General features: G+C 63.2%; 19 protein-coding genes and 1 pseudogene. 12 read left to right on the forward strand and 8 right to left on the reverse strand.

Going from position 1 to position 22,052, the window contains the following annotated elements; all coding sequences use genetic code 11:
• Positions 1 to 3: 3 nt before the first annotated feature.
• The 4 genes from ACH2EI_RS00135 to ACH2EI_RS00150 all read right to left on the reverse strand — a co-directional run bounded on the left by ACH2EI_RS00135 (position 4) and on the right by ACH2EI_RS00150 (position 4,523).
• Positions 4 to 1,182 carry a PotD/PotF family extracellular solute-binding protein gene (locus ACH2EI_RS00135; RefSeq protein WP_395155193.1) on the reverse strand — a complete coding sequence of 393 codons (1,179 nt, stop codon included), beginning with the start codon at positions 1,180 to 1,182 and terminating at the stop codon, positions 4 to 6.
• A 102-nt stretch (positions 1,183 to 1,284) separates the two neighbouring features.
• Entirely contained in the window at positions 1,285 to 2,430 is a 1,146-nt protein-coding gene (locus tag ACH2EI_RS00140; RefSeq protein ID WP_395155194.1) for an ABC transporter ATP-binding protein, read from the reverse strand.
• A 219-nt stretch (positions 2,431 to 2,649) separates the two neighbouring features.
• On the reverse strand, positions 2,650 to 3,114 hold the full coding sequence (locus ACH2EI_RS00145; RefSeq protein WP_395158789.1) for an Lrp/AsnC family transcriptional regulator: 465 nt from the start codon (positions 3,112 to 3,114) through the stop codon (positions 2,650 to 2,652).
• Positions 3,115 to 3,158: 44 nt separating this feature from the next.
• Entirely contained in the window at positions 3,159 to 4,523 is a 1,365-nt protein-coding gene (locus ACH2EI_RS00150; protein WP_395155196.1) for an aspartate aminotransferase family protein, read from the reverse strand.
• Positions 4,524 to 4,802: 279 nt separating this feature from the next.
• On the opposite strand from ACH2EI_RS00150, the gene ACH2EI_RS00155 reads away from it, so the two are divergent.
• The 4 genes from ACH2EI_RS00155 to ACH2EI_RS00170 are packed head-to-tail and all read left to right on the forward strand — an operon-like array spanning position 4,803 to position 9,937.
• Positions 4,803 to 6,230 (forward strand): gamma-aminobutyraldehyde dehydrogenase, encoded by a 1,428-nt coding sequence (locus ACH2EI_RS00155; protein WP_395155197.1) that lies wholly within the window; start codon positions 4,803 to 4,805, stop codon positions 6,228 to 6,230.
• Positions 6,231 to 6,232: 2 nt separating this feature from the next.
• On the forward strand, positions 6,233 to 7,474 hold the full coding sequence (locus ACH2EI_RS00160) for an aspartate aminotransferase family protein (protein WP_395155198.1): 1,242 nt from the start codon (positions 6,233 to 6,235) through the stop codon (positions 7,472 to 7,474).
• A 13-nt stretch (positions 7,475 to 7,487) separates the two neighbouring features.
• A complete protein-coding gene (locus ACH2EI_RS00165) occupies positions 7,488 to 8,567 on the forward strand; it encodes a phosphotransferase (RefSeq protein ID WP_395155199.1) in 1,080 nt (359 codons plus the stop codon).
• Entirely contained in the window at positions 8,564 to 9,937 is a 1,374-nt protein-coding gene (locus ACH2EI_RS00170) for an aminotransferase class III-fold pyridoxal phosphate-dependent enzyme (protein WP_395158791.1), read from the forward strand. Before ACH2EI_RS00165 ends, ACH2EI_RS00170 begins: the two co-directional genes overlap by 4 nt.
• A gap of 25 nt (positions 9,938 to 9,962) precedes the next feature.
• Here ACH2EI_RS00170 and ACH2EI_RS00175 read toward each other — a convergent pair whose 3' ends face one another.
• Positions 9,963 to 11,390 carry an NAD-dependent succinate-semialdehyde dehydrogenase gene (locus ACH2EI_RS00175; RefSeq protein WP_395155201.1) on the reverse strand — a complete coding sequence of 476 codons (1,428 nt, stop codon included), beginning with the start codon at positions 11,388 to 11,390 and terminating at the stop codon, positions 9,963 to 9,965.
• Between the two features lie 267 nt (positions 11,391 to 11,657).
• Here ACH2EI_RS00175 and ACH2EI_RS00180 point away from each other — a divergent pair, with 267 nt between their 5' ends.
• The 7 genes from ACH2EI_RS00180 to ACH2EI_RS00210 all read left to right on the forward strand — a co-directional run bounded on the left by ACH2EI_RS00180 (position 11,658) and on the right by ACH2EI_RS00210 (position 18,263).
• Positions 11,658 to 12,101, forward strand: coding sequence for a Fur family transcriptional regulator (locus tag ACH2EI_RS00180; protein ID WP_395155202.1), 444 nt, complete (start codon positions 11,658 to 11,660; stop codon positions 12,099 to 12,101).
• 83 nt (positions 12,102 to 12,184) lie between these two features.
• Positions 12,185 to 14,380 (forward strand): catalase/peroxidase HPI, encoded by a 2,196-nt coding sequence (gene katG, locus ACH2EI_RS00185; RefSeq protein WP_395158793.1) that lies wholly within the window; start codon positions 12,185 to 12,187, stop codon positions 14,378 to 14,380.
• Between the two features lie 185 nt (positions 14,381 to 14,565).
• On the forward strand, positions 14,566 to 14,766 hold the full coding sequence (locus ACH2EI_RS00190) for a ferredoxin (protein WP_395155204.1): 201 nt from the start codon (positions 14,566 to 14,568) through the stop codon (positions 14,764 to 14,766).
• A gap of 1 nt (position 14,767) precedes the next feature.
• Positions 14,768 to 16,138 carry a cytochrome P450 gene (locus ACH2EI_RS00195; RefSeq protein WP_395155205.1) on the forward strand — a complete coding sequence of 457 codons (1,371 nt, stop codon included), beginning with the start codon at positions 14,768 to 14,770 and terminating at the stop codon, positions 16,136 to 16,138.
• A 78-nt stretch (positions 16,139 to 16,216) separates the two neighbouring features.
• Complete coding sequence (locus ACH2EI_RS00200; RefSeq protein ID WP_395155206.1) at positions 16,217 to 16,471, forward strand: type II toxin-antitoxin system Phd/YefM family antitoxin; 255 nt, start codon at positions 16,217 to 16,219, stop codon at positions 16,469 to 16,471.
• Positions 16,468 to 16,869 (forward strand): type II toxin-antitoxin system VapC family toxin, encoded by a 402-nt coding sequence (locus ACH2EI_RS00205; protein WP_395155207.1) that lies wholly within the window; start codon positions 16,468 to 16,470, stop codon positions 16,867 to 16,869. Before ACH2EI_RS00200 ends, ACH2EI_RS00205 begins: the two co-directional genes overlap by 4 nt.
• 83 nt (positions 16,870 to 16,952) lie before the next feature.
• Positions 16,953 to 18,263, forward strand: coding sequence for an oxygenase MpaB family protein (locus ACH2EI_RS00210; RefSeq protein WP_395155208.1), 1,311 nt, complete (start codon positions 16,953 to 16,955; stop codon positions 18,261 to 18,263).
• 2 nt (positions 18,264 to 18,265) lie between these two features.
• Here ACH2EI_RS00210 and ACH2EI_RS00215 read toward each other — a convergent pair whose 3' ends face one another.
• Entirely contained in the window at positions 18,266 to 19,159 is an 894-nt protein-coding gene (locus ACH2EI_RS00215) for a polysaccharide deacetylase family protein (RefSeq protein WP_395155209.1), read from the reverse strand.
• A gap of 49 nt (positions 19,160 to 19,208) precedes the next feature.
• Between ACH2EI_RS00215 and ACH2EI_RS00220 the strand changes: the two genes are divergently transcribed.
• Entirely contained in the window at positions 19,209 to 20,087 is an 879-nt protein-coding gene (locus ACH2EI_RS00220; protein ID WP_395158795.1) for a phytanoyl-CoA dioxygenase family protein, read from the forward strand.
• A 21-nt stretch (positions 20,088 to 20,108) separates the two neighbouring features.
• On the opposite strand, the gene ACH2EI_RS00225 is transcribed toward ACH2EI_RS00220, so the two are convergent.
• Together ACH2EI_RS00225 and ACH2EI_RS00230 are read right to left on the reverse strand one after the other, a co-directional pair.
• On the reverse strand, positions 20,109 to 21,122 hold the full coding sequence (locus ACH2EI_RS00225) for an MDR family oxidoreductase (RefSeq protein WP_395155214.1): 1,014 nt from the start codon (positions 21,120 to 21,122) through the stop codon (positions 20,109 to 20,111).
• 138 nt (positions 21,123 to 21,260) lie between these two features.
• Positions 21,261 to 22,028: pseudogene (locus tag ACH2EI_RS00230) on the reverse strand (acetate--CoA ligase family protein); the annotation flags it as partial.
• Positions 22,029 to 22,052: the final 24 nt, after the last annotated feature.

The following is a 22,052-nucleotide window of genomic DNA, read 5'->3' on the forward strand; positions in this document are numbered from 1 at the left end:
CGGTCAGGCGCCGGTGATCGCGGAGAAGCGAGCGTCGTACTCCGCTTCGACTCCTTCGTCGAGGTTGGCGAAGGAGTGGGTCCGAGCCAGGGTCGCGTCGTCAGGGAACAACAGCGGGTTGACGGCCAACTCGGGGTCGATCTTTTCGAGTTCGGCCTGGACACCGGCGACGGGCGACACGTATTGCACCCACGCAGTGATCTGTGCGGCCTGGGCCGGGTCGTAACAGAAGTCCATCCACTTGGCTGCCGCGTCGCGGTTGACAGCGCCCTTGGGCATGACCATGGCATCAGCCCAACTCGTGCCGCCCTCTTCAGGAATCACGAAGCGGATGTTGGGGTTCTCCACTGCCAACTGCACGACATCGCCAGACCAGCCGACGCACGCAGCAAAGTTGCCGGTGCTCAGGTCGTTGAGGTAGTCGTTGCCGGTGAAGCGTCGGATTTGACCGTCGTTCTTGGCGGCTTCCAGCCGGTCGAAGGCGTTGGCAGCGGCGTCGAACGTTGACACGGTCGAGATGTCCACTCCGTCAGCCAGCATCAGCAGGCCCATGGTGTCGCGCATCTCGGTGAGCATGCCGATCTTGCCGCTGAAGGCAGGGTCGAACAGGTCCTCGGTGCTCTTCAGCTCGCGGCCGGTTGATTCGATGTTGTACGCGATGCCTGCGAATCCGGTCTGCCACGGCAGCGAGTACTCACCGGTTGGATCCCATGCCGGCTTCTGCAGGTCGGCACGCAGGTTTGCGGCATTGGGCACCAAGTCGATCGGGAGCTTGTCGACCCAGCCCAGGCTGATGAGACGACCGACGAGCCAGGAGGTAGGAGCGATGAGATCGGGGTCGATTGGCTTGCCGTTGCCCAGCAGCGGCTGGATCTTGGCGAAGTACTCAACGTTGTCGTTGTAGGTCTCGGCGTAGTTCATCTCGACGCCGCTGGCTGCCATGAACCGTTCCACGGTGCCCATGAGACCTTCCTCGGTCGGGTCGATGTATTCCGGCCAGTTCTCGAAGAACAGCGAGTTGCCACCACCACCGAGCGGTGCTTGCGAGCCCGAGGCCGATGTGTCGGAGCTGGACGCTCCGTCGCTGCTGCCACCACACGCTGCCAGGATCGCGGGCAGCGACATCCCGGCCGCACCCATCATGCCGGCACGTGCAAAAAGCCGGCGGCGGCTCAGCGACATGCGAGAAAGCGGATCATTGTTTGGAGAGTTCATGGTGTGAATTTCCTTTCGTAGACCGACGCTGCAAGGTCGTCGGAGATTGCTGGGGTCATTGGCGATCGGTCAACTTGCATGAGCTTCGAGCGTGTCGATGTCGTTGGCGGTCAGGCCGGGCCGGTTGGGCCAACCCGCAAGCACGTATGCCGCGCCGGGGTCCCACACGACGTGCACGGGCGCGCCGGGCAACAGGAACGGCAGGTCAGACCCTGTGGCCACGGTGGCAATCACTTCGCTGTCGTCGGCCAAGCGCAACCCCAAGCGGGCGGTGGCGCCTTGGAAGACCAGGTCGGTGACTGTGCCGAGAATAGAGCGGCCGTTGGAGCTCGGTTCGACCGACGCCCGAAGTCGCTCGGGACGCAACATGAGTGACACCTGGGAGCCAAGTTGATGCTCGCGAGATGCCCGGGCGCGCACGGTCGCACCACTGGTGAGCTCGACGACGACATCGTCACCGTCGAGTCCGCGCACTTCTCCGGGCAGCAGGTTCGCCGAGCCGATGAACCCGGCAACGAAGAGGGTGGCCGGGCTGTTGTAGATCTCTTCGGGCGTGCCGATCTGCTCGACGCGGCCCTCGCTCATGACCGCGATGCGGTCGCTCATGGTGAGTGCCTCACCCTGGTCGTGAGTGACGAACACGAACGTGATGCCGACGTCGCGCTGGATGCGTTTGAGTTCGAACTGCATTGCTTCGCGCAGCTTCAGGTCGAGCGCGGCAAGCGGCTCGTCGAGCAACAGGGCGCTCGGGTAGTTGACAAGCGCTCGAGCAAGCGCAACACGTTGCTGCTGGCCGCCCGAGAGCTGCGATGGTTTGCGGCTGGCGAAGTCTCCGAGCCGCACGATGTCGAGCATCTCCGCGACGCTTGCCTCGTAATCGGCCTTCGATCGCTTCTTCGAGCGGGGCCCGAAGCGCACGTTGTCGGCCACCGTCATGTGCGGAAAGAGCGCGTACTGCTGGAAGACCGTGTTCACGTTGCGCTTGTAGGGAGGGACTCGGCTGACGTCTTCGCCGTTGAGAATCACCTGTCCAGCCGTGGGCTGTTCGAACCCAGCGATCATCTTAAGCGTGGTGGTCTTGCCGCACCCCGACGGGCCGAGCATCGCGAAGAACTCTCCTTCGCGAATCGTGAAATCTGCTTCTTCGACGGCGACGAAGTCACCGAACGCTTTGCGTACCTTGCGCAACTCGATGACGTGATCTGTTGACGTCATGGACGATCAATCTCCAACGGGCTACATGCGTTCATCAGCTGTTCCACGTGCGGTCCTTCACTCCTCGGATATGTCGTCGGCGGGCACATTAGACGCGAGTCGCGGTCTGCCAGAACAGCACTCGGGCGAGTTCACACTGCCGACACGATTTACGGGCTCGCTCAGTCGTGTTCCCAGTCGTAGTGATGGTCGTGTGCGCGGTCGTCGTCATGGTCAGAGTCAGCCGGTTCCCCAGTTGTAGGTCTGCTTGACCAGTTTGAGATAGGTGAGGATCTCGGTCCCGCGAACGCCTGGGATGCTGCGGACTCGGTTGTTCACGATCCGCAACAGGTCGTCGCTGTCCGAGCACACGATTTCGGCGAGAATGTCGAACCTGCCTGCGGCCACGACGACGTACTCGAATTGCTCGACTGCCGCGAGTGCGTCGGCAACGACGCTGATGTCGCCGTCGACATTGATCCCGAGCATCGCCTGAACAGGCAACCCGATCTTGGCTGGATCGGTGACCGCGACAATCTGCATGACGCCGCGTTCGGTGAGTCGATTCACTCGTTGGCGGGTGGCCGACTCGCTGAGCCCGATCTCGGCACCCAGTTGCGAATACGGCAGTCGTCCGTCTCGCTGCATCGCGCGCACGATGGACTTGTCGAGGTCGTCGAGCTCATGCTGGTCAGGTTCGTTCATCGTGGGTCGCTGCTGCCTGAAGGTCATCGAGTTCGGGCTCGACGTCACATTCCCAGCTCGGCCATGCCCTTGAGTAACACGGTCCGCAGCGCTGTGACGATCTCTTCGAACTGTTCTGGGCCGGCGATGAGCGGCGGCGAGAGTTGGATCACCGGGTCGCCGCGGTCGTCAGCGCGGCAGATCAATCCAGCCTCGAGCAGCGATTCAGAGAGCACGCGTCGGATCAGCAGCTCTGATTCGCCCGCGTTGAACGTTTGCTTGGTCTTGCGGTCCTTGACCATTTCGATGCCATAGAAGTAGCCCGCACCGCGGACGTCGCCGACGATCGGCAGATCCTTCAGCGTCTCGAGTTGACGGCGGAACTCGGCCTCGTTGTCGAGTACGTGCTGCAAGATGCCTTCGTTCTCGAAGATGTCGAGGTTGGCCATGGCGACGGCGCAGCTCACAGGATGGCCACCAAAGGTAAAGCCGTGCAGGAAGCGGTTCGTCGAGTTAATGAACGGCTCCACGAGGCGGTCGCTCACGATCATCGCGCCGAGCGGGGAGTACCCCGAAGTCAGCCCCTTGGCGCAGGTGATGATGTCGGGGACGTAACCGAAGCGATCAGCACCGAACATGTGGCCAAGGCGGCCGAATGCGCAGATGACCTCGTCGGACACCATCAAGACGTCGTACTGGGTGCAGATCTCACGAACGCGCTGCATGTAACCGTCGGCGGGAACGAAACACCCACCGGAGTTCTGGACGGGTTCCACGAACACCGCGGCCACGGTGTCAGGGCCTTCACGCAGGATCATCTGCTCGATGTCGTTCGCGCACGACAGGTTGCAGCTTCCGGCCAACGCGCACATCGAACAGCGGTACTCGTTCGCGTTTGCGACTTTGAATGCACCAGGTACGAGGGGCTCGAAGGTATTGCGCAGCCCGGGGACGCCGGTGATGGAGAGCGCCCCCATGGTGGTGCCGTGGTAGCCGAGGTACCGGCTGATGACCTTGCGCTTCTGCGGCTGACCGACGGACTGGAAGTACTGCATGGCGAGCTTCCAGGCGGACTCCACTGCTTCGCCACCACCGGTGGTGAAGAACACACGGTTCAGGTCACCAGGGGCGTGCGAGGCGAGGCGCGCGGCCAGCTCGATGGCCATTGGGTGCGAGTAGGTCCAGATGGGGAAGTACGCCATCTTCTCGGCCTGTGCGCGGGCGGCCTCGGCAAGTTCGACACGACCGTGTCCGACCTGGACGGTGAACAGCCCGGCGAGACCGTCGAGGTAGCGGTTGCCCTGGTCGTCCCAGATGTAGCAGCCATCGCCTCGCTCCATGATCCGCACCGTGTCAATTCCGCCGCCGACCGTGGAGAAGTGCCCCCACAGGTGGCGGTTGCCGAGCTCGGCGAGTTCTTCGTGGTTCATGACTGGTCCTTGGGGTGGGTCGGCATCGACATGCGAAGCCGAAGTAACGCTGCTCAGCATGGGTATCGCCGGGTCGAGAAGTAACGCAAGCGACAACTCGATCCGTGAACAACTACTGGATCTGCAACGTAAATCGTGTGAAGATGACAGTAACACGACGACTTCCGTCGTGTCGAGAAATCATCCGCACTCAGCTGCACGACTAATTCACGACTAATTCACGACTAATTTCCGGCTCGGCGCCCCTGCCGGTCGCGCATCTTCTCAGGGAGCACCGCCATGGCACTCGCAACCGCAAACTTCATCAACGGCGACTGGCAGCCCGCTCAAGACGGTGCCACCGACGCCGTCCTCAACCCGGCAACCGGCGAGGTTCTGGGCGAAGTGCCGTCGTCCTCGGCCGCCGATGTCGATGCAGCCGTACGGGCAGCGAGCGCTGCGTTCGGCGGCTGGGCCGGCATCACGCCACGCGCCCGCAGCGAGATCCTCCATCGAGTCGCAGACATCGTCGAAGAGAACATCGACGAGTTATCCCAACTCGAATGCCTGAACGTCGGCAAGCCGGTCGGCATCGTCGAGTTCGAGATGGACCTCACGAAAGACAACTGGCGCTACTTCGCATCCGCATGTCGCTTCCTCGAAGGCAAAGCCGCTGGTGAGTACCTCGAGGGATACACGTCGATGATCCGCCGCGACCCAATCGGGGTCATCGGATCGATCACCCCGTGGAACTACCCACTGAATATGGCCACATGGAAGCTCGGTCCCGCGCTTGCTGCCGGCAACACCGTCGTGCTCAAGCCGTCCGAGCTGACTCCGTACACCGCGCTGCGTTTCGCTGAGCTGACAGCCGACGTGCTCCCACCCGGCGTCGTGAACGTGGTGTGTGGGCAAGGCGGCACAACCGGCGTGGCACTCACCGAGCACCCCGGCATCGCCATGGTGTCGATCACCGGCAGCGTGGGCGCTGGCAAGTCGGTGGCTCGGTCATCGGCCGAGACGCTCAAGCGGGTCCATCTCGAACTCGGGGGCAAGGCGCCGGTCATCATCTTCGACGATGCCGATGTCGACGCCGCCGTCGAAATGCTGCAGGGCATGGCGTTCTACAACTCGGGGCAGGATTGCACAGCCCCGTGCCGAGTGATCGCCGGGTCGAAGGTGCACGACGACTTCGTGAACAAGTTGACCGACGCGGTCAGCAAGGTGAAGATGGGCGATCCGATGTCAGCTGACACCGAGATGGGCCCGGTCATCTCGGCGGCACACCTCGATCGTGTCGCAGGCTTCGTCGATCGCGCGCGCGACGCTGGCGCCGAAGTCACCGTCGGCGGCAACCGCGGTGCAGGCGGCGGCTTTTTCTATGAGCCGTCGGTGGTGATCGGATCCCCGCAGACCGCTGAGATCATCCAGCAGGAAGTGTTCGGCCCGGTGGTCACCGTGCAATCAGCCGCCGACGAAGCCACCGCACTGGAGATGGCGAACGACGTCGATTACGGCCTCGCAGCAAGCGTGTGGACGAGCGACGTGGGCCGCGCGATGCGAATGAGCAAGGCGTTGCAGTTCGGATGCGTCTGGGTCAACGACCACATTCCGATCGTGTCGGAAATGCCGCACGGTGGGTTCAAGAACTCGGGATACGGCAAAGACATGTCGATGTATGCCGTCGAGGCGTACACCGAAGTCAAGCACGTCATGATCAAGCACTAACCATGGCGACCGACACTGCCAACCTGTCGAACGTCTGGTTCAAGGTCACCGACCTCGAAGTCGCCTCCGGCGAGGGCTCGTGGGTCACCACCACCTCCGGTGACCGCTACCTCGACTTCTCCGGCGGCATCGCCGTTACCTCGACCGGCCACTCGCATCCGCATGTGGTGCAGGCAATCACCGACCAGGCCAAACGTTTCATCCACGCCCAGGCCAACGTCTACACCCACGACCTGATGCAACCGCTGGCGGCTCGACTCACCGAACTGAGCCCCGACGGAATCGACACCTTTTTCTACGCGAATTCAGGTGCCGAAATCACCGAGGCTGCCGTGAAGCTCGCCAAGCAGGCGACCGGTCGCCCGAACATCATTGTGGTGCAGGGCAGCTTCCACGGGCGCACGCATCAGGCCATGGCGATGACCACATCGAAGAACGTCTACCGAGCCGGACATGCGCCGCTTCCTTCGGGCATCTTCGCGACCCCGTACCCAAACGTGCACGCGGCCGACGTCGACGACGAAATCGACCGGGCACTTCGGGCACTTGACGACATGTTGGCCACCATGACGTCGCCGGCCGAGACCGCTGCAATCATCATCGAGCCAGTGCTCGGCGAAGGTGGCTACATCGCGGCTCCGGCCCGATTCATCGAAGGCCTCGATGCTCGGTGCAAGCAACACGGAATGCTCTTCATTGCCGATGAGGTCCAGTCGGGCTTCGGTCGGACGGGGAAAATGTTCGCGATCGAGCACTACGACATCAAGCCTGACGTCATCTGCATGGCCAAGGGAATCGCCTCGGGATTCCCCTTCTCGGCGCTGGGAACGCGGCGCGACCTCGACGATCGTTGGCCGACCGGCTCACACGGCGGCACCTACGGCGGCAACCCCATCGGCTGTGCCGCGGCGCTGGCAACGATCGAGATCCTCACCGCCGACGGGTTCATGGACGCGGTCAACGACCGAGGCACACAGTTGGCCGACGGGTTACGCGATCTGCAGGAGCGTCATCCAGCCATCCAACACGTGCGTGCGCTCGGGCTGATGATCGCGGCTCAGTTCGACACTGCTGCACACACGTCGGCCGTGGTACAGCACTGCCTGCACGAGGGTAACCTGATCACGATGACAGCCGGCTCTGCGGGAACGACGCTGAGATTCATGCCACCGCTGACCGTGACCGCCGACGAAATCGACCACGCGCTCGACGCACTCGACAAGGCACTCGTCGAGATCGGCTGATCGCCGCCCGATCATGAGTAACGGACGTGACGGTGTGGCACCGCGACTGCAGCCAAGCGACCTCCGCTTTGACCCGCCCGAGGTCGACGAAGATGTTCGTCGCGTACTTTTGCGACAGCACTGGGGACTCGAAGGTTCGCTCAACCGTCTCGACGGCGAACGCGATCAAAACACACGGGTCACCACCAGTGGCGGCGACGTCTTCGTTCTCAAAATCGCCAGTTCGAGCGAGGATCGCTCTGTCGCCGAATTCCAATGCGCCGCGCTCGACCACCTCGCTCAAGCCGACCCGGAATTACTGGTCCCCCGAGTGGTGCAGGCCATGGCGGGCGAACGCATCGTCAACCTGGAATCGGACGGCGTCTCGATGTCGGCCCGGCTCCTGACGTTTCTGCCCGGCGTCACCTTCGACTCGGCGGGCTCGCTCGGGCCCGACGCGCTCGTCGGGGTCGGCGCATCTCAAGGTCGTCTCGCCTCGGCGTTCCGCGGATTCGAACACGCTGCGGCCACCAACTTCATGGCCTGGTCACTCGACAGCGGCATGGTCTCCAACGAGGAACTCTGGACAGATCTGAGTCCGGAGGGCAGGGCGTGCGCTGCGCCGTACCGCGAGCGTGTCGAATCTGCTGCTTCCTCGCTCGCGGGCACACGACACCAGGTCGTCCACAACGACGGACATCGGGGCAACCTGCTCCGGCGAACGCAGGACACAACTGATGTGATCGGCGTGATCGACTTCGGCGATATCGCCAAGACCGCGGTGATCGCCGACCTCGCCATCTGCGGGGCAAGTTTCATCGATTGCCACCCGAACCAATGCGCCGCACTGGGCTCGATCGCCGCCGGCTACCACTCAGCAATGCCACTCGACAGCAACGAAGTCGACCTGCTCGCCGATCTCGTATTGACTCGTATCGTGCTCGGTCTGCTCCTCGTGGAATATCAAGCGCGACACGCGCCCTCGCATCGACTCACAGAGATTGCCAGTGAACTGCCGAGCTACCAGGCGAACCTCTCGCGTTGGGGCGAACTTGATCCGAGTGCAACCACGGCGGCACTGCATCACCAACTCGATACGACGGAACGCAGATGAACAACAGAACGTACATGAACAACGACCTGCGAGCGCGACGCGAATCGGCCTTGGCTCCCTCCTACCAACTGTTCTATGACGACCCAGTGCACCTCGTACGCGGTGAAGACGTCTGGGTCACCGATGTCGACGGGAACCGACTGCTCGACTGCTACAACAACGTGCCATCAGTCGGCCACGCCCATCCCCGTGTCGTGGCGGCACTCGCTGGCCAGGCCGCCCAACTCAACACGCACACCCGCTATCTCCACGAGGAGGTCGTGCGCCTGGCCGAACGGCTCGGCTCCATGCTCCCCGACGGCCTCCAGACGTGCTACTTCGTGTGCACCGGCACCGAGGCCAACGACTTGGCCGTCGAGATCGCCCGCACGGTCACTGGCCAGCATGGCGTCGTCGTGAGTGAGCACAGCTATCACGGCAACTCATCGTTGGTGTCGCTGCTGTCGACCGACGGCTATCCGGCCACGGATCGTCCCGACTGGCTCGGCGTCATCGACGCGCCGAACGACTATCGCGGACGCTTCCGCGCCGATGATCCAGATCTCGCTGACCCAGACCGGGATGGTGCCGATCTCGGCGAACGCTACGCCGACCTCCTCACCGACGAACTCGACGCACTCAACCAGCGCGGCCATCGGCCAGCCGCGTGGCTGGTCGACCCGAGCTGGGACTCGAACGGCGTACTCGTTGCACCCGATGGCTACGTGGAACGGTCCGCACAACTCATCCGCGCTGCGGGCGGGTTGGTCATCGCCGACGAGGTGCAGTCGGGCTACTGCCGGCTCGGCAACGACTTCTGGGGCCACACGTCGTACGGCCTGGTGCCCGACATCGTCACGATCGGTAAGCCGATGGGTGCGGGGCATCCGGTGGCGGCCGTGGTCACCACTCCAGAGATTGCTGCAGCGTTCGCTGAGCGGCGGTCGTACTTCAACACCTTTGGCGGCAACCCGGTGTCGGCGGCAGTCGCCAACTCGGTGCTCGACGTGATCGAAGACCAACAACTCCTGCACAACGCCAGCGCCATGGGAACTCGACTCTCGACCCAACTCGCCGAACTTGCCTCGCGGCACCCGGTGATCGGCAACGTCCAGGGTGGCGGTCTGTTCTGGGGCCTCGACCTCGTCGCCGATCGGGCGACGCGCGCACCGATTGCCTACGACGACGGCCGACGCCTCGCAACCGAGCTACGCCACGACGGCATCCTCATCGGGTTGACCGGGCCGAGCACCAACGTGCTCAAGATCCGGCCGCCGCTCACGTTCTCGTCCGAACACGTCGATCGATTGGTCGAGGTGCTCGATGCACGCCTGTCAAACTTCAAACTGCGCGGTGGCTCAGCGCGCCGTCAACCCGGCGCCGAGTGGTGAAGCGACCGGTGAAGCGACTGCCGACTCAGTAGGCGACGCCGATGTACTGCGTCTCGCAAAACTCATAGATGCCTTCGCTGGCACCCTCACGCCCAAGACCCGACTGCTTCATGCCACCAAAGGGCGCTGCCGGATCCGAGATGGCGCCGCGATTGAGCGCAACCATTCCAGCCTGAAGTCGCTCGCCGACATTGAGACCGCGGGCCAGATCGCTGGTGAACACGTAGCCGATCAAACCCATCTCCGTGTCGTTGGCGTGATTGATCATCTCGTCAATGTCGGTGAACGTGATGATCGGCGCAACCGGGCCAAAGATCTCCTCACGGGTGATCAGAGAATCGAACGCGACGTTGCTCAACACGGTCGGCTCGAAGAAACTGCCCGGCCGATCCAGCCGATGGCCGCCGACCTCGATTTTGGCACCCGCCGCTACGGCAGCTTCGACGAGCGCCTCGACTTTCTGAACTGCAGCATCGTGGATCAGCGGGCCGCACTCGACCCCTTCGGTGATGCCGTCCCCGATCGCGACCGCGCCCATGGCCGCCGTGAGCTTCGCCGTGAACTCGTCGACCACGCCAGCCTGTACGAAGAACCGGTTAGCCGCTGTGCAGGTCTGCGCTGAGTGGCGCATCTTGGCCGTGATCGCCCCGGCCACGGCGGCGTCGATGTCGGCATCATCGAACACAATGAACGGTGCGTTGCCGCCGAGTTCCATCACGACTTTCAGAACCCGATCGGCGCAACGCCGCAGCAGCTTCTGCCCCGTCGCCGTGGAGCCAGTGAACGACACCATGCGGGTCGCGCGATGCTCGACAGCAGCATCAAACCACGCGCCAGCGTCAGCCGTCGGCGTCACGTTGATCACGCCGTCGGGGATCCCCGCTTCGGCGAACAATTCGGCGAGCCGGAGCGCCGTGAGCGGGGTTTCGGCAGGCGGCTTGATGACCACGGCGTTGCCAGCAGCGAGCGCGGGCGCCAACTTGCGGGTGATCATCGCGGCAGGGAAGTTCCACGGCGTCACGATCACCACGACGCCAACCGGAGGATGCCGGACGATGATTTGGTTGTTGCCCGACGGTGCTGTTCCGATCGACCCACGAATACGCACCGCCTCTTCCGAGTTCCAGCGGAAGAACTCAGCGGCATATCCAACTTCGCCGACGGCGTCGGCGAGAGGCTTGCCCGACTCGCGCACGATCAGCCGGGCGAGTTCGTCGCGGTGCTCGTGCATGATTTCAAAACAGCGCCGCAGAACCTCTGCCTTATCTCGCGGAGCAACAGCGGCCCAATGCTGCTGTGCGGTGTGCGCCGCGGTACACGCGGCCCTGGCGTCGTCGGCCGACGCCGAGGCAACGGCCACGATCAGGTCACCCGTCGCCGGGTCAAACACGTCGAACGTGGAGTCCGTAGATGAAGTTCGCCATTGGCCACCGATGAACAGCTGGGTTTGCATATGCCGATGAGAATACTCGCCGCCCGCAATGTGAGTACTCCCATGGGGGCGCGAACACTGAGCGCGCGGACCCCCTCAGTAGCGGGCAGTTCGGGTTCGCACAGGCCTCCGCCCACAGCGTCACGCAGCAACGAAATGCCATCTCTGAGATCTACGGCAAGGTCGGCTTCGTGACCGGTGCAGACCAGTACAAACCGAACTGAGTTCAGGCCAGCGAGACAAAGACCAATAGTTGACACAGTACAAAACTTGTGGTCTGATGGAGTTGTGTCCGACACAGCGCTAGAACTCCTCCGCCAACACGGTGTGCAGGTCACTGCTCAACGGCTCGCAATCCTGCGCGTCGTTGCGGAACACCCCCATGCCACGGCCGACGAGTTGGGCGACGAAGTGCGTTCACAACTCGGCGCGATCTCACGCCAATCGGTCTACGACTCACTCGGCATGCTCGTCGACAAGAACCTCGTCCGTCGGATCCAGCCAGCTGGGTCACCGGCGCGCTACGAAACCCGAGTCGACGACAATCACCACCACCTGATCTGTCGTAGCTGTCGCACCATGTTCGATGTCGACTGCGCGACGGGCGAAGTCCCATGCCTCACCGCCAGTGACGATCATGGCTTTGAAGTCGACGAAGCCGAAGTCATCTACTGGGGCCGTTGCCCCACCTGCCGCAAGTCCGAGTCAAGTGCAACCGCCGAGTCGGCGTAAACACTTCAGCACAACCAGATCTCCATCCCGCAACATCCCGCAACATCCCGCAAACATCCCGCAAGAACCACAAGGAGCAAACCATGAGCGATTCAGATCAACTGCCCGAGGGGTCAGCCCTCGACATCAACGATTCGTCGGCAAAGTGCCCGGTGCTGCAAAGCCCGCACACCGCGACCGGCAGCTCGGCCAATCAGCACTGGTGGCCGAATCAGCTCAACCTCAACATCTTGCATCAGGGCGCTGCGAACTCGAACCCGATGGGCGACGACTTCGACTACGCCGCCGAGTTCAAATCCCTCGACCTTGCCGCCGTGAAAGCCGACCTCACGGCGCTCATGACCGACTCCCAAGAGTTCTGGCCGGCTGACTACGGGCACTACGGCCCATTCTTCGTCCGCATGGCTTGGCACTCGGCTGGCACCTACCGCACCCACGACGGTCGCGGTGGTGGCGGCGCTGGCCAGCAGCGTTTCGCTCCGCTGAATAGCTGGCCCGACAACGGCAACCTCGACAAGGCGCGTGCCCTACTCGAGCCGATCAAGCAAAAGTACGGCCGCAAGATTTCCTGGGCCGACCTGATGCTCCTCACCGGCAACGTCGCAATGGAGTCGATGGGCTTCAAGACCTTCGGTTACGCCGGCGGCCGTGAAGATGTCTGGGCACCCGAAGAAGACGTCTACTGGGGCCCCGAAAACGTCTGGCTCGACGACCAGCGTTACAGCGGTGACCGCGTCCTGGAGACACCGCTTGGCGCGGTGCAGATGGGCCTCATCTACGTCAACCCCGAAGGCCCGAACGGCAACCCCGACCCAATCGGGTCTGGCCGCGACATTCGCGAAACCTTCGGCCGCATGGCTATGAATGACGAAGAGACCGTTGCCCTGGTGGCCGGCGGCCACGCCTTCGGCAAAATGCACGGTGCCGGCCCGGAAGGTGACGTCAAGACCGAGCCCGAGGGCGCCCCGATGGAGCAGCAGTTGCTCGGTTGGAAGAACGACTTCGAGAGCGGCGTCGGCATCCACGCCACCACATCCGGTTTCGAAGGCGCCTGGAACTCCACGCCGACCAAGTGGGACAACAACTACCTCGAGACACTGATGGACAACGACTGGGAGCTGACCGAGAGCCCAGCTGGCCACAAGCAGTGGACTGCCCCGGCACTCGCCGGCACCGTCCCCGACGCCCAGCGTCCCGATGTGTTCCACGCACCGATGATGAGCACGGCCGACATGGCCATGAAGATGGACCCGATCTACGGGCCCATCTCGCAGCGCTTCCGCGACAACCCCGAGCAGCTCGACGATGCGTTTGCTCGCGCCTGGTACAAACTCCTCCACCGCGACATGGGCCCTCATGTTCGCCTGCTCGGCGCCGAAGTCGCCCCCGAGCAGCTCTGGCAAGATCCAATCCCCGTCGGCGCCGCGCTCAGCGACGCCGACGTGGCAACGGTCAAGGCCGCGATCATGGGTGCTGGCCTCACCATCACCGAGCTTGTCGAGACGGCGTGGGCTTCGGCCTCTACCTACCGCAAGAGCGACATGCGCGGCGGTGCCAACGGTGGTCGACTCCGCCTCGCACCGCAGAACGCTTGGGATGCCAACAGCCCCGACCAGCTCGCCCGTGTGCTCAGCGCCCTCGAAGGCGTGCAGTCCAGCGTCGGAGTCAACGTCTCGATGGCTGACCTCATCGTGCTCGGTGGCGCTGCTGCTGTCGAGGCCGCTGCCAAGGCAGGCGGACACGACGTCTCCGTCAACGTCAGCACCGGCCGCGGCGACGCCACTGCCGAGCAGACCGACGAAGAGTCGTTCGCATGGCTCGAGCCAATGAACGATGGCTTCCGGAACTACCTGGGCAAGGGCACCAGCCATGTTGCCGAGCACCTGCTCGTCAACCGGGCACATCTGCTCGGCCTCGGCGCTCCTGCAATGGCGGCCCTTGTCGGTGGTCTCCGCGTGCTCGGTGTCTCCACCGACAACCACGGCGTGCTCACCGAGCAGGTCGGGGTTCTCAGCAACGACTTCTTCGTCAACCTGATGGACCCGGGCACCCAGTGGTCCGCTGCATCGGGCGCTGAAGATGTGTTCGAAGGCAAGGATCGCACGACTGGCGATCTGTTGTGGACTGGCACCCGCAACGACCTCGTATTCGGGTCGAACTCGATCCTGCGTGCAATTGCCGACGTCTATGCAGCCGACGACGCTGGTGCAAAGTTCGCCAACGACTTCGCCGCTGCGTGGGCACAGGTGATGGAGGCCGACCGTTTCGACCTGGTCTGATCACATCGGCCTGGTCACAGCGGCCTGAGTAACGAATCCAGCACCCGGCCTGCGCCACTTCGGTGGCCAGGCCGGGTGCTGTCGTTTACCGACACGACGATTGTCGGGCGACAGAATTGGAACGGTGTTCGAAAAAGTTGCCGTGGCACTGGGTCCAGGAACATCCCGGCATCTACGATCCCTTCATGCGTGTGCATCTCGATGCCGAGAAGTGTCAAGGCCACAACCGTTGTTACGCGTTGGCGCCCGAATTGTTCGACGTCGACGACTATGGCCAGGCCATGTTGATCGTCGAGGGCGACGTCCCCGCCGAGTTGTACGGCAAGGCCCGTCTCGCTGCATCGAACTGCCCCGAGTACGCGATCACGATCACGGAAAACGGATGACATGACAAATACGGCGAACTATTTGACCAGGATCGACGAGGCCACGGGCAACAAGATCATCTCCATCGAGCGCGACGGTGAGATTCTCGACTTCATCATTGGCAGTCGCCCGGACGGAACAGACCTCTGGCAACGAGTGCCATACAACGCTGACGATTACGGCCCGGTCGCCGACCCACGCACCGACTTCGACCACGCCGACCCGGCGTACAACCCGAACGCACCCAAGGTGTGGAAAGAGTTGCGCGAAGGCGGCTGCCCCGTCGCTCATTCCGATCGTTACGGCGGCATGTGGGTCCCCGTCACCGACGACACCGTCACCGAAATTGCCTACGACACCGAGAACTTCACGAGCCGCGCTGTCGTGGTCGGCGTTGGACGGCCCGGTGACCGGGCACTTCCGGCTCCAATCGGTGGTGCCCCGCCGATCACGAGCGATCCGCCGTTCCACAACGTGGCCCGCAGGCTCCTCCTGCCGGCCTTCGCGCCAAAAATGATCGAGCCCTGGGAGCCTGAGATCCGGCGTTTGTGCCAGAACCTCCTGGACGAAATGGGTAAGATCACCCCCGGCGAGAGCATCGTCGACGCCGCTGTGCAGTACGCGCAGAACATTCCTGTGAACGTGATCGGGCGGATGCTTGGTTTCCCGGAGCAGGACGAGGAGTTGTTTCGCACGTTCGTCCACGACGTTTTAGAGCGCATCAACGAGGAGCCCGGAACCCGCGAGGGCGGAGACGACCTCGGTGTCTACATCCAGGAACAGATCGACGACCATCGTGTGAATCCTCGCGATGACCTCACGAGCTACTTGATGAATGTCGAACTCGATGGAAACAAGCTGGACGACCCCGTCATCGGCGGCATGGTCGTCTTGTTGCTCGTCGCGGGCATCGACACAACATGGTCGGCAATCGGCTCGTCGCTGTGGCACCTCGCGCAGCATCCCGAAGATCACCAGCGCCTACTCGACGATCCCGACGTGATGACGTTCGCCTTAGAGGAGTTCCTTCGTGCATACGCACCAGTCACGATGGCGCGGTTGGTTGCCAAGGACAACGACTTCCACGGCTGCCCGATGAAGAAAGACGATTGGGTGCTCCTGCCGTTCCCGGCTGCAAACCGTGATCCGAAGAAGTTCGAGGATCCTGACTCATTCATCGTCGATCGCGAGGAGAACCGCCACGCCGCGTTCGGTCTCGGCATCCACCGGTGCCTCGGCTCGAACCTGGCCCGACTGGAGCTGAAGGTTGCCATTGAGGAGTTCATCAAGCGCTTCCCGCGCTTCGAACTCGCCGGCGACACCCGCTGGAGTGTCGGCCAGATTCGCGGCCCCCGCGAACTCCCGGTACGCATCCTCGAAGTGGCCAACTGATCCTGCAGTCGCGGTTGGGGTCTGACCCCAACCGCGACCAGACATCTGTGTGACTACATCGGATGCTACTGTGGTCACATGTCGGTGGGAGTACGAGAGCTGAAGGCCAACCTGTCCGAGTACCTCGCTCGCGCCTCGAACGGTGAAGAGGTGATTGTGACCGACCGGTCGCGACCGATCGCACGGCTGGTGGCGTATACCGCTACCTCCGATGTTGACCGCGGCATCGATGAGGGGTGGATCGAAGCTCCCCGCCGAACACGTCTCGGCGACGCAACCCCAATCCGGTCACCACGGTCGTCGATCGAAACGCTCGCCGAAGACCGCGGATGACCCTCTACGTCGATTCAAGTGCGCTGCTCAAGCGCTATGTCGACGAGCACGATTCAGCCGTCGCAGCGGAGTTACTGAAGAGCGACCCCGTGCTGGTGACATCGCGATTGACCGAGGTCGAAGTGCGGCGCAACTTGGCCAGGCTGCTCGACGGTGAGGAGCTTGATACGCAGCGGCAAGCCTTCGCAGTTGATCTCGACGCGTTCGCGCTTGTCAGCCTCGATGCGACGACCATGTCGGCAGCGGCGATGATCGCTGAGCAAACACTCTGCCGTTCACTCGATTCGATCCACCTCGGAGCGGCGCAACGGGCAGGCTCAGCGACGACATTGCTCACGTTCGACGTCCGACAGGCGCGGGCTGCACGCGCGATCGGCCTCGACGTCATCGGCGTCTGATCGCACCGCACGCCGCTCATCAAGCCACCGCCCTCTTGGGCGTACGCTGACAATCGTCAGCTCGACAAGAAGCAGGTAGCAAGATGCAGGCACAGGCCTACACCGACAGCGTCACTCAGCAACGAGATGCCCTCCCGGAGATCTACGGCGAGGTCGACTTCACCGTGGTGCCAGAACGCCTCGATAGCGAGGCCACGCTCAACGACGAGCGATTCGCAGCAACCAGAACCGCCGTGAGCCGAGTGTTCGACCGGCCAGAGCTGCTTGAGACAATGCGCAACGCCACGATGACCGGCGACCGCATTGCCGACGCCTACGCCGCATTAATCCCCACGCACGGCTTCCGGACTCTGGTCGAAATGCTGGAGGCCGCGTGTCAACGCGGCGTCGACAACGTCGAGAACGCACCGCAAGAACTCGTCGATCTGATCGCCGCGATGGAAGCCACGCCAGCCTGGGTCGACATGACGCTCGTTGCCCAAGGCGCCCGAGCAGAACGGATTCCAATGGCGACCGCCACCCCGCTGGCAATCCGCGGGGCGTTCCTCGCCACATTCCTCAACAAGTACGCAGCGCTTCCGATGACGATGACCGGAACGCTGTCCGACGAGGCGGCGGCCAAGCGAGTCTTCGAGACAGCGAGCTTCTTCACCGCGACCACGATGCCCGGGGCCCTCGACCGATCGGGCAAAGGGTTCGAAGCTGCTGCGAAGGTCCGCCTCATGCACTCGATGGTTCGCTACCACATCCTCAATTCGGGCAAGTGGGATGTCGCCACCTACGGCATTCCGATTCCGCAGGCAGATCAAATGCCCGCTGGGCTGATCGGCGTCTTCTTGATGTCCGCACAACTGTTGAAGAAGGGGCAAACCGACTTCACCCCCGAGCAGCGGGCCAGCGTCGAACTGTCGCGCTACCGATGCTTCCTTCTCGGCCTTCCGGAGAACCTGCTCGGCGAAACGCCCCAAGAGATCGTCGACCTGCTGATGGCCCGGCACGTTTCGCTGCGCGAGGGCTACGACGACGAAACATGCGGCGCGCTGGTGCGCGGGACCATGGAAGCCGACCTGTTCGACACCTCGTCGCTCACAGGCCGACTACATGCATGGCTCGAGAACGGATTCTCGAAGTTCGTATTGATTAAGAGCTTTCTCGGCGGCGACACGGAACGGGCCGCCTCGATCGGTATCACCATGGGTCAGAGCGAGAAGGTGGCTGCTGGTGTCGCCGTGGGTTCCCTGGCGATCAAAACGGCGTTCTACCGGGTGGGCCTGCGTCTCCCTGTTGTGTCCGGCCGCGTTGATGCACGACTCAACCGACGACTCGCCGAGCTCCTCGAGCTGTACGGACACGCCGACTTCGTCACCGACGCCGACCGGTACAAGCTGAGCTGAGCTCAGACCGGCGAGGCATCGGCCAGGGCTCGACGTGTAGTCCGGTAGTCGGCGCGCAACTCTTTCATCGTGGTGAGTTCGAACGGCTGAGCATCGAGGACGGCCAACCATTCATCGGTGGCGAAGAACGCATACTCATCGGTCCGGACGTGCCAGCAGTCGGGCTCGATCACTTCGATCTCTCCAGGGCCCGGTGCGCACGGGTGAAATGCACAGAACACCAGATCGTGTGCCAAAACATCCGGTGCGGTCAACATGGCCTCATAGGCCGTTGGCGTATTCCGTGGCCGAGAGAAGTCGGTTTCGAGCACCGCGTCGAACACGGGCATGCCCGCCGCGTGCGCCTGTGCGACGAAGCGATCGAAGTCCGCATCGTCCACGCCGACGAGGTGGTTGTTCGGCCCATAACCACTCAGCGTTCGCGTGATCAAGACAGGAATGCCGTAGTCAATGCCGACCTCGATGTAGCGATCGCACCATTCGGGCCCGAGGGCCGAGCCCATGTGGGCGTCGAGATGAGTGACGTCGATTCCGGCGGCGAGGGCCGTGTCAATCTGTGCACGCCACTCGGTCTCGACCGCTTCGGGATGAGCATTCGCTCGTGTGTCAGCGACGCTGCGCCACAGATACCCATCAGCGTCGACGAGGCCGGATGACCTCCCGACACCGCTCACTGGCCGCCAGCGATACTGCGCCTGCTCAGCGTTGAGTGTGAGATGGACGCCGACATCGAGGCGATCATCGTGCTGAGCAAGATCGGCGATCTCGGCAAACCAAGGACACGGCACCATCACCGAGCCGGATGTGATTCCCCCACGATGGCTGAGCTCAACGAACGCCGAGTTTGCTCCATGACACATGCCGACGTCATCAGCGTGAACGACAAGGCGAGTCATGACTCGACGTTAGTGGGCCACGACCAACCACTACGCCTACCATTCCCAGATGGCGCTGAAACATTTCGACCGCGATGCCGACCCCCGTGAGGTCAGCACGTTCATCGCTGTTCACGGATATGCAATCATCGACGACCTTGCCGATGCTGCGCTCATGGACCGCCTCGCTGGCGAGGTCGAACCATACGTTGCTGCCTCTGACGCTGGGCGCGACGAATACGACGGCCAATTTACGCGCCGCACCGGATCGCTCATCGAACGGTGTCCCGCATCACGCGAGTTGGTCATGCACCCCACCGTTGTCGACACCGTGCGGCACTTTCTCGGACATGCCACCGCCCAGCAACTCCACCTCACGCAACTGATCTCGGTCGGCCCCGGCGAAACGAAACAGAAGCCTCATCGCGACCAGATGGCTTTCGACTTCTTCGAGTTCCCTGCCGACTACCACGTGCAGTGCAACACGATGTGGGCGATGACCGACTTCACCGCAGACAACGGCGCCACACACATCCATCCGGGCACGTCGGCCAAAGACGACGCCGCGGCCCACGACGTGCCGAGTGGGCAAGCAACGATGCGGCGTGGCAGCGTGTTGTTCTACGACGGCAAGGTGCTGCACGGCGCTGGCGCGAACGTGAGCAACGCGGTGCGCCAAGGCGTCAACATCACGTACTCGGTCGGCTGGGTTCGCCAGGAAGAGAACCAATACCTGGCCTGTTCCCAAGAGGTCGCACGCACACTCGACGACGACCTACTGAAAATGATGGGCTACCAGCAGGGAGCGTTCGCGCTTGGCTACGTCGGCGATCAGCAAGATGCCCTCTCCAAGTTGCGCGGCGAACACACCAAGGTGAAGGTCATCGGCGACATCGCTCAGAACAACGACATCATCCGCAAGTTCGTCGACGAACTCGGTGACGACTGACGATCAGCCGCAGCAACCAGATCAGGCGTTGGGGTTGACCACCACGCGGCCGCGGGTCTTGCCACTCATGATCGCCTCGCCCTGTTCGGGCAGCGACGACATCGGAACAACTTCAGTCATCGCTGCCAGTAGGTCACTCGACAGATCAGTGGCGAGACGCGACCATGCCGCTGCACGGTCGGCGAGCGGCGCCATGACCGAGTCGATGCCCTGGAGCCGGACGCCACGCAGGATAAACGGCATCACCGTGCTCGGCAGGTCGATTCCGCCTGCGAGGCCACACGCCGTCACGGTGCCCTGGTACTTCGTCTGGGCAATGATCTTGGCAAGCATGTTGGAGCCAACGACGTCGACCGCACCGGCCCACGTTTCGGCCTCGAGCGGCTTCGGAGCTGCAGACATCTCGTCGCGGGAGAGGAACCCAGACGCACCGAGTGAACGCAAATAGTCGTGCTCCTCCGGCCGGCCCGTTACAGCGGTCACGTCGTAGCCAAGCTTCGACAGCAGCGCGATCGCCACACTGCCCACACCGCCCGCGGCACCCGTGACGACGATCGGTCCGTGGTCGGGCCGCACGCCTCCAGCTTCAAGGCCAAGCACGCAGAGCATCGCTGTGAGACCGGCCGTGCCGATCCCCATTGCCTGCTCGCTGGTCATCGACTCGGGCCGCTTCACGAGCCAGTCGGCCTGCACCCGCTGGCGCTGGCTGTAGCCGCCCCAGTAGCGCTCGCCGACGGCCCAGCCGGTGAGAATCACGCCGTCGCCAGCAGCGAAGCGATCGGACTCTGACGACACAACCGTGCCGGCGAAATCGATGCCCGGCACCATCGGGAACGAGCGGATGATTCGCCCCTTGCCCGTCAGCGCCATGCCGTCCTTGTAGTTGAGCGACGAGTAGTCGATGTCGACCACGACTGATTCCGTGCCGGCGTAAACGGGCAGGTCGGCGTCGGTCAGTTGCTCAATCGAGGCGGCAGCCGACTTCGGGTTGCCTTCCTCTGCTTCACGGACGACGAGGGCGTTGAAAGTGTTCACGTTGGACTCCTGGGGGTTGGCCGATGCGGCAAGCGCGTCGGGCCGTGCATTGGATTCGGATGGATCGGCTTCGGCGAGGGTGGCCTCAAGGGCGCGGGTCGCGGCCTCAATTGCGGCGTGTGGGATGACCAGCGCGTCGAGCGCGACGCATCCGTCAGTGCTCACCGCGAGCGGGTTGACGTCGAGCTCAGCGATAAGGTCGCCGACATCAGCGGCGAGGTGTGACAACGCGACCAAGGCGACGGCGACAGCTTCCTTGTCCGCAGCGGGACGACCGCGCACACCATCGAGAATCGGCGTGATTGCGAGTTTGTTGATCATGCGCCGAGCGATCGGCGCGTCGATCGGGACCAGCCCGAGCTGACGGTCACCGAGCACCTCGATGAACACGCCACCGCCCGCCACGAGAACCATCGAGCCGAACTGTGGGTCGGACACGACGCCGAGCGCCATCTCCACGTCCGGAATGATCATCGGCGCAACGAGCACTGCGTTGCCGAGCCGATCGCTCAAGTCGGCGTAGGCCTCGCGCAGGCTGTCGGCATCGACGAGGTTGAGGACCACGCCGCCAACATCGGACTTGTGCAAGATCCCGTCGACCGCTGTTTTCAACACGACCGGATAGCCGATCTCGTCGGCCGCGACCAGTGCCGCGTCGACGTCGTGCGCGATGGCGTGGGCCATCACTGGCACGCCGTAGTCCGCCAGCAGATCCAGACCTTCCGATTCGGTCAGGTGGCGCGGCTCAGACAGACGGGCGCGCCATCGTTCAGTGACCGCAGCTTCAGGTGTCCACGGTGCAGCGATGCTCGGCCGGAGCACGAAGTCTCGGTAGGCGAGCACGTTACGCACAGCCAACAGGCCGGCGACGGTGCCATCGAGCACCGGGATGCCGAGGTCGGTCATGCGGCGCGCGAGGTCTTGTGAGTC

This window comes from Ilumatobacter sp., from assembly GCF_041688325.1.
GTDB lineage: Bacteria > Actinomycetota > Acidimicrobiia > Acidimicrobiales > Ilumatobacteraceae > Ilumatobacter_A.

Coding starts and splice junctions, on each gene's coding strand:
- ACH2EI_RS00205 (WP_395155207.1), top strand. CDS start 16,468: ATGACCCTCTACGTCGATTCAAGTGCGCTGCTCAAGCGCTATGTCGAC.
- ACH2EI_RS00210 (WP_395155208.1), top strand. CDS start 16,953: ATGCAGGCACAGGCCTACACCGACAGCGTCACTCAGCAACGAGATGCC.
- katG (WP_395158793.1), top strand. CDS start 12,185: ATGAGCGATTCAGATCAACTGCCCGAGGGGTCAGCCCTCGACATCAAC.
- ACH2EI_RS00215 (WP_395155209.1), bottom strand. CDS start 19,159: ATGACTCGCCTTGTCGTTCACGCTGATGACGTCGGCATGTGTCATGGA.
- ACH2EI_RS00165 (WP_395155199.1), top strand. CDS start 7,488: ATGAGTAACGGACGTGACGGTGTGGCACCGCGACTGCAGCCAAGCGAC.
- ACH2EI_RS00195 (WP_395155205.1), top strand. CDS start 14,768: ATGACAAATACGGCGAACTATTTGACCAGGATCGACGAGGCCACGGGC.
- ACH2EI_RS00135 (WP_395155193.1), bottom strand. CDS start 1,182: ATGTCGCTGAGCCGCCGCCGGCTTTTTGCACGTGCCGGCATGATGGGT.
- ACH2EI_RS00160 (WP_395155198.1), top strand. CDS start 6,233: ATGGCGACCGACACTGCCAACCTGTCGAACGTCTGGTTCAAGGTCACC.
- ACH2EI_RS00145 (WP_395158789.1), bottom strand. CDS start 3,114: ATGAACGAACCTGACCAGCATGAGCTCGACGACCTCGACAAGTCCATC.
- ACH2EI_RS00200 (WP_395155206.1), top strand. CDS start 16,217: ATGTCGGTGGGAGTACGAGAGCTGAAGGCCAACCTGTCCGAGTACCTC.
- ACH2EI_RS00170 (WP_395158791.1), top strand. CDS start 8,564: ATGAACAACAGAACGTACATGAACAACGACCTGCGAGCGCGACGCGAA.
- ACH2EI_RS00140 (WP_395155194.1), bottom strand. CDS start 2,430: ATGACGTCAACAGATCACGTCATCGAGTTGCGCAAGGTACGCAAAGCG.
- ACH2EI_RS00220 (WP_395158795.1), top strand. CDS start 19,209: ATGGCGCTGAAACATTTCGACCGCGATGCCGACCCCCGTGAGGTCAGC.
- ACH2EI_RS00155 (WP_395155197.1), top strand. CDS start 4,803: ATGGCACTCGCAACCGCAAACTTCATCAACGGCGACTGGCAGCCCGCT.
- ACH2EI_RS00175 (WP_395155201.1), bottom strand. CDS start 11,390: ATGCAAACCCAGCTGTTCATCGGTGGCCAATGGCGAACTTCATCTACG.
- ACH2EI_RS00190 (WP_395155204.1), top strand. CDS start 14,566: ATGCGTGTGCATCTCGATGCCGAGAAGTGTCAAGGCCACAACCGTTGT.
- ACH2EI_RS00150 (WP_395155196.1), bottom strand. CDS start 4,523: ATGAACCACGAAGAACTCGCCGAGCTCGGCAACCGCCACCTGTGGGGG.